The sequence below is a fragment of the Vibrio sp. genome, assembly GCF_047973365.1.
Lineage (GTDB): Bacteria > Pseudomonadota > Gammaproteobacteria > Enterobacterales > Vibrionaceae > Vibrio.
Genome location: NZ_JBKEBW010000061.1, coordinates 1 through 4,513, shown reverse-complemented (window position 1 = coordinate 4,513; position 4,513 = coordinate 1). Strand labels below are relative to the sequence as shown.

The 4,513-nt window shown below is 41.6% G+C and carries 5 protein-coding genes; 4 read left to right on the top strand and 1 reads right to left on the bottom strand.

Going from position 1 to position 4,513, the window contains the following annotated elements:
• Positions 1 to 196, top strand: a 196-nt coding sequence (locus ACK5MF_RS08820) for a hypothetical protein (protein WP_416921361.1), incomplete at its 5' end; no start/stop codon positions are given.
• Between the two features lie 150 nt (positions 197 to 346).
• Here the strand turns inward: ACK5MF_RS08820 and dacB are convergent.
• Entirely contained in the window at positions 347 to 1,816 is a 1,470-nt protein-coding gene (gene dacB, locus ACK5MF_RS08815; protein ID WP_416921359.1) for a serine-type D-Ala-D-Ala carboxypeptidase, read from the bottom strand.
• 540 nt (positions 1,817 to 2,356) lie between these two features.
• Between dacB and ACK5MF_RS08810 the strand changes: the two genes are divergently transcribed.
• The 3 genes from ACK5MF_RS08810 to ACK5MF_RS08800 all read left to right on the top strand — a co-directional run.
• Positions 2,357 to 3,346: a porin gene (locus ACK5MF_RS08810; protein ID WP_416921357.1), complete on the top strand. Its 990-nt coding sequence runs from the start codon at positions 2,357 to 2,359 to the stop codon at positions 3,344 to 3,346.
• Positions 3,347 to 3,693: 347 nt separating this feature from the next.
• Positions 3,694 to 4,167, top strand: coding sequence for a transcription elongation factor GreA (gene greA / locus ACK5MF_RS08805; RefSeq protein ID WP_416921355.1), 474 nt, complete (start codon positions 3,694 to 3,696; stop codon positions 4,165 to 4,167).
• Between the two features lie 209 nt (positions 4,168 to 4,376).
• Positions 4,377 to 4,513, top strand: a 137-nt coding sequence (locus tag ACK5MF_RS08800; RefSeq protein WP_416921362.1) for a transposase, incomplete at its 3' end; no start/stop codon positions are given.

Below are 4,513 nucleotides of genomic sequence, written 5' to 3'. Positions count from 1 at the left end.
CGTTCTTTATGATTACACGGCCATCTGTCGAACTAAAAATCTTCAGTCACTCCCCGCGCGTTTAAAAGATTTAACCGAGTCATTACGGGAGTTTATTATGCCAAAGCAAGACCGCCCAAATTATGAACGGGCGGTCAAGATAAAACCTATCAAATTCCCGTTGAAGAGCTCACGAAAAAAGAAAGAGAACTCTTAAACGAACAGCATTGTGCGAAGGCAGGAATCTAAATCTCACAACATACACAAGAGCGAGATCCCGGATAAATACTGCGTATTTTCCGGGATGACAGGTATAAATTATTGTCAATAAACTCAAGCGCCTATTGGCGCTTTTTGTGTTTTGCCATTAACGACTAAGTTCGATCACCTGACGGTAGAACTCCTTTTCAAAAGTCACTATCGCTGCTTCCACTGGTACTTCACTTTCCATTTCTGGGGGAAAGTAATCGGTGACAAATTGAATAAAGACAGCGCTAGGTTTTCCTGCGGCATCTAAACCATAGCCCACCACATTATGCGTGCCATAGAGCGAGCCGCTTTTCCCTTTGATTCTTCCCCTGATGGTGTCATCTCGCATACTGCGACGATATTGCAATGTTCCGGATTCTCCGGAGGTTGGCAGTAAGTCGATCAGACCTAACGAGCTGTTGTGTTGCCAAATGTAATGGAGAATTTGCAACATACTCGCGGTTTGAATTCGATTGTTGCGAGATAAGCCGGAACCGTCCACCAACTGATCATCTTTGAGCGAAATCTGGGTATTTTTCTCAATGACCTCTTTTATTGCTTGAGTACCATTATTAAAGCTGCCTGGCTGATGGAAAAAATGACCACCTATTGTTTTAGTCAGAGTGTCGGCAATCAGGTTATCAGAGTCTTTGAGCATATTATCAAGCAAAACTGGTAGTGGTTGTGATTGATGTGTGGCGAGAATTGTCGCAGGGGTGGGCATTTGCCCTATTTTGATTTCACCTTTTAGCTGGATACCTAGTTGATTGAGCAATTTATACACCACTCTTTGGGCATACAGCGTCGTATTCTGAACGGCAAATTTTAGCGGCAGCGGTTTGTTGCGCTGCGCTAAACAGCCGGAAAGCTGATAGTGGTTTTCTTGAGTTGGGTAGAGCTCTAAATCGCAATGGTGTTGTTTTTGCTGATCTTGGCTAACGGCGTGAGCATCAGTCATCACATAGACAGGATATTGTTCTGGTACATAGACTCGTGTTTGCCCGTCTTTTTCGGTATAGATTGAAGATTGAATGCAGTTGCCATCAATATTGATCGCACTTGCCGGGGCGCTATAACACACACCTACAATATCCCAGGGCCAACCGACGGCTTTTTCATAGCCAGTAAAGACACTGTTATCTAACCAGAGATCTCCGCTGATTGTCCCTAAACCGTTGGACTGAATTTTATTCAGCAATTGCTTGATGTTTTCTGATGAAAGCGTTGGGTCGCCAGAGAAAGTCAGCGAATAGTCATTGCCCGATTGGGCGAGTGTGGTTTGAAAGTGAAAATCGTCTCCCAGCTCCAATTTAGCAGCGAGAGCCGTCACTAACTTCAATGTGCTTGCTGGTGGAAAGTATTGATTAGTTGTCTGTTTATCTGCATCAAGCGGTTTTTCAACGTCAGTCTTTGTTTCAGAATCATTAGTCGTGCTGAGCTTTTTCGCAATCAGGGCATAACGAGTTGTCGGTGGTAGCGTATCGGTGATCTGGTTAGCCATAGCAGCAAATGACCAGAGTTGGGTTAGTAATCCAACCAGCAGGGGCGCAGTGATTTTAGCAAAACGGGCAGAGCATGTTCGTGGCATATTGATTCAATAGTCTCTTCAACGTGCACTCAGTATAAAGGCTTACACACCATTTTTTACATAAAGTTTTATGCTTAATTATCAGAAAATATCCACCACTTTTTCTGAATATACTGTTAGTTAAATAGGGAATAAAGGGGCGGCTTCTTAATCCTATCTCCGCACAAATATGCGAATAACTTTCAGTGTGTTTATTACATTGTGTGATTTTAGTCATATTTTTTAATGTAAAGAAATATAAAACATCACAAATGTTTTAACGGTTTTGAAAGTTTTTTGTCAAATCTATCGCTCAACTTGTTTGTGAAAGTTATTAAATATCAATGAGTTGATTTTTTTTAATTAATAAAAAATTAAAAGTTCCCGCTATTTAGTTCTTTTTACTAGTCTACGCTGTAGGCGCAGAGTTAAATGTTTTGTGTGGTGTATCAATTACTAGAATGGTTGTGTTGATATTCGTCATTCACACCTCTGTATTGTTACTTATACATAATACTTAACAAGTTAGGCTAAGTAATAAAAGGACATAGGGATTATCTAATGAACAAAAAATTTATAGCACTAGCAGTGGCAGCTCTTGTTTCAGGCGCAGCCAATGCAGCTTCTATCTATGAAGATGAAGCAACAACGGTTGGTATCTCTGGTGAGATTGATACTTTCTTAAGCCAATTTGAATCAGATGTGGCTGGCGCTGATCTGGATGCAGATGCTGATCTATGGGCAAAAATTCAAGTTGATGCACAACACAAACTAAACGACACCGTCACTGTTTTCGGTTCATTTGAAATGGAAAATGGCGAAAGTTACGGTGAAAACGGCTCAAAAGACATTAAAACTGACGACCTATACTTTGGTGCTAACATCGGTGAGCATTTTGGTATCGCGGCTGGTGAAACGGGTGACTTTGCGGATTCTTTCAACGCAATCACTATCGATAACACCAACGAAGGTTACGGCTACATGGATGACTTCGTTTCTGATTTCGAATCAGACGGTCATACTATTGCGCTAAAATACGATATCGCTGGTCTAGAATTAGTGGCTGATACTTACCTTGATGAAGATAGCGATGCTGATAATGCTTATGGTGTATCAGCGTCTTACACTGTTGCTGGTTTTAATATTGGTGCTTCTTACCAAGATCACGGCAACCGTACTACTGATAAAGTTGATGGTAAGTACGTAACTAACAACGGTGACAACGATGTCTACGGTGTGAAACTGGGTTATTCAGGCGATTCTTTCTCAATCGCAACTCATTATGTTGTTGAACAAAAAGACAGCGTAGACACCAATGTTATCGGTCTAGCGGCTGATTACAAATTTGATGCAGCACGCATCTACGCTTCTGGTTTCGTTGCCGACCAAGATGATGCAGAAGAAGACCTAACTGCTTACACTGTTGGTGCTGACTATGCGTTCTCTAACAACGTATTAGCGTTTGTTGAATACTCAGCGCAAGAAAACTCTGAATACACTAAAGATACCGATACTGCTCTTTACCTAGCAGGTATCTACTACACATTCTAAGTGAATTTGTAGCAGTATCAGTTTTACCTAATATTAACGCCCACGCTAGCTCGTGGGCGTTTTTCATTGCTGCTTGTTTGTTGCGCTTTGCATCTTTTATTAATAAAGAAGCTTTCACTAAAGGTTATTTTGCTACTAGCTAAAGTCCATTTAGCTATTTAGCTATTAGTTATTTCGGTATTTGTGCGCGGAAAGCCAATTCTGCTATCTAAATTTTAATTTGGGTGATTTCGGCCGAAACTTTGTTTACACTTAGCCAAAATGCATTTATCTAGTACAGCCTATCTCCCTTGGGATGTTAGGCTGTTTCGTTTTGCCCAAAGGTAGCTTTGGCGTAGAGGTATAAAATGGAAAAAGTTCCTATGACAGTACGTGGTGAGAAATTACTACGTGACGAACTTGAAAGATTATTGAAATTGCGCCCACAGATTTCTCAAGCGATTGCAGAAGCGCGTGAATTGGGTGACTTGAAAGAGAATGCGGAATATCACGCTGCTCGTGAAGAGCAGGGTATCTGTGAGGCTCAAATCCGTGATATCGAATACAAGCTATCGGTTGCTCAGGTTATCGATGTCACCAAAATGGATAAGACAGGCAAGGTTATCTTTGGCTCTACCGTCACGCTGATTGATGTGGATACAGATGAAGAGAAAACGTATCAGATCGTGGGTGATGACGAAGCCGATATCAAAGCGGGTCGTATTTCTGTCAGTTCGCCAATTGCTCGTGGCCTCATTGCCAAAAGCGAAGGTGACGAAGTGACTATCGTGACGCCGGGTGGTGACAAGGTGTTTGAAATTGACCGGGTCGATTACATCTAATCGAGAGCTTTGTGTTCGCCATAAATATAAAAAGGTCGCAAATAGCGACCTTTTTATATCGTTACAGTTTTTTCTCTCGTTCCCATGCTCTGAAGTGACCCCATAAAGTTGGACATTTCTGTTAAGCGGCTTGCAATGTAGTGGTACAGTGAATTTGGCCACCTGAATAGAGGTGTTAAGATACACCTCAGAGACAAACAGGTGATTTTATGACAAATCGTACAAGACGCACTTTTAGTGCGGAATTCAAACTTGAAGCAGCACAATTAGTAACAGAGCATGGCTATTCGGTTATCGAAGCCGCTAAAGCAATGAATGTAAGTCAATCAGCAATGGATCGCTGGGT